Origin of the sequence: Sphingomonas sp. GC_Shp_6 (assembly GCF_026540835.1) — a bacterium.
Taxonomy (GTDB): domain Bacteria; phylum Pseudomonadota; class Alphaproteobacteria; order Sphingomonadales; family Sphingomonadaceae; genus Sphingomonas.
The window spans coordinates 1-1,413 of sequence record NZ_JALNUO010000044.1 but is presented as its reverse complement, the minus strand read 5'-3'; the positions used below and the strand labels follow the sequence as shown (position 1 = coordinate 1,413).

Annotated in this window: 1 protein-coding gene; it reads right to left on the bottom strand. The window is 69.1% G+C overall.

Features of this window, described 5'->3' with window-relative positions; genetic code table 11:
- The coding region (locus OXQ95_RS18600; protein WP_267383118.1) for a YDG domain-containing protein at positions 1 to 1,413 on the bottom strand (1,413 nt) is incomplete at both ends.

The following is a 1,413-nucleotide window of genomic DNA, read 5'->3' as shown; positions in this document are numbered from 1 at the left end:
ACCCGTCAGCGACGCCGTCAGTGCCTTCGCCGCGATGCTGCCGATCGCCGCGCTCGCGTCCGCGTTGACGGTGTAGTTGGCCGCGTCGCTCCCGGTCAGCGCCAGGTTGCCGACGCTCACGGTCTTGGCCGTACCGACGTTCTTGGTATCGTAGCTGCCGCTGATGGGATTGTTCAGGGCGACGGCGTCGCCGGTCACCATGCCGGCGAGCGTGTAGTTGCCACCCGCCAGCGTCGCCGCCGTCGTCCCGTCATAGGTCTTCGCCACGCCGCCCGTCAGCGAGGCCGTCAGCGCCTTCGCCGCGATGCTGCCGATCGCCGCGCTCGCATCCGCGTTGACGGTGTAGTTGCCGGCGTCGCTCCCGGTCAGCGCCAGGTTGCCGACGCTGACCGTCTTCGCGGTGCCGACGCTCTTGGTGTCGTAGCTGCCGCTGATGGGATTGTTCAGGGCGACGGTGTCGCCGGTCACCGCACCGGCCAGCGTGTAGTTGCCACCCGCCAGCGTCGCCGCCGTCGTACCATCATAGGACTTGGCCACGCCGCCCGTCAGCGAGGCCATCAGTGCCTTCGCCGCGATGCTGCCGACCGCCGCGCTCGCGCTGGTGTTGACGGTGTAGTTGCCAGCGTCGCCGCCGGTCAGCGCCAGGTTGCCCACGCTTACCGTCTTCGCAGTGCCGACGTTCTTGGTGTCGTAGCTGCCGCTGATGGGATTGTTCAGGGCGACGGCGTCGCCGGTCACCGTGCCGGCGAGCACGTAGTTGCCACCCGCCAGCGTCGCCGCCGTCGTACCATCATAGGACTTGGCCACGCCGCCCGTCAGCGAGGCCATCAGTGCCTTCGCCGCGATGCTGCCGATCGCCGCGCTCGCGCTGGTGTTGACGGTGTAGTTACTCGCGTCGCCGCCGGTCAGCGCCAGGTTGCCCACGCTGACCGTCTTCGCAGTGCCGACGTTCTTGGTGTCGTAACTGCCGCTGATGGGATTGTTCAGAGCGACGGCGTCGCCGGTCACCGCGCCGGCGAGCGTGTAGTTGCCACCCGCCAGCGTCGCTGCCGTCGTCCCGTCATAGGTCTTGGCCACGCCGCCCGTGAGCGAGGCGGTCAATGCCTTCGCCGCGATGCTGCCGATCGCCGCGCTCTCGCTGGTGTTGACGGTGTAGTTGCCAGCGTCGCTCCCGGTCAGCGCCAGGTTGCCGACGCTGACCGTCTTCGCGGTGCCGACGTTCTTGGTGTCGTAACTGCCGCTCGTCGGATTGTTCAAGGCGACGGCGTCGCCAGCCACCGCGCCGGCCAGCGTGTAGTTGCCACCCGCCAGCGTCGCTGCCGTCGTCCCGTCATAGGTCTTGGCCACGCCGCCCGTCAGCGAGGCCGTCAGTGCCTTCGCCGCGATGCTGCCGATCGCCGCGCTCGCGTCCGC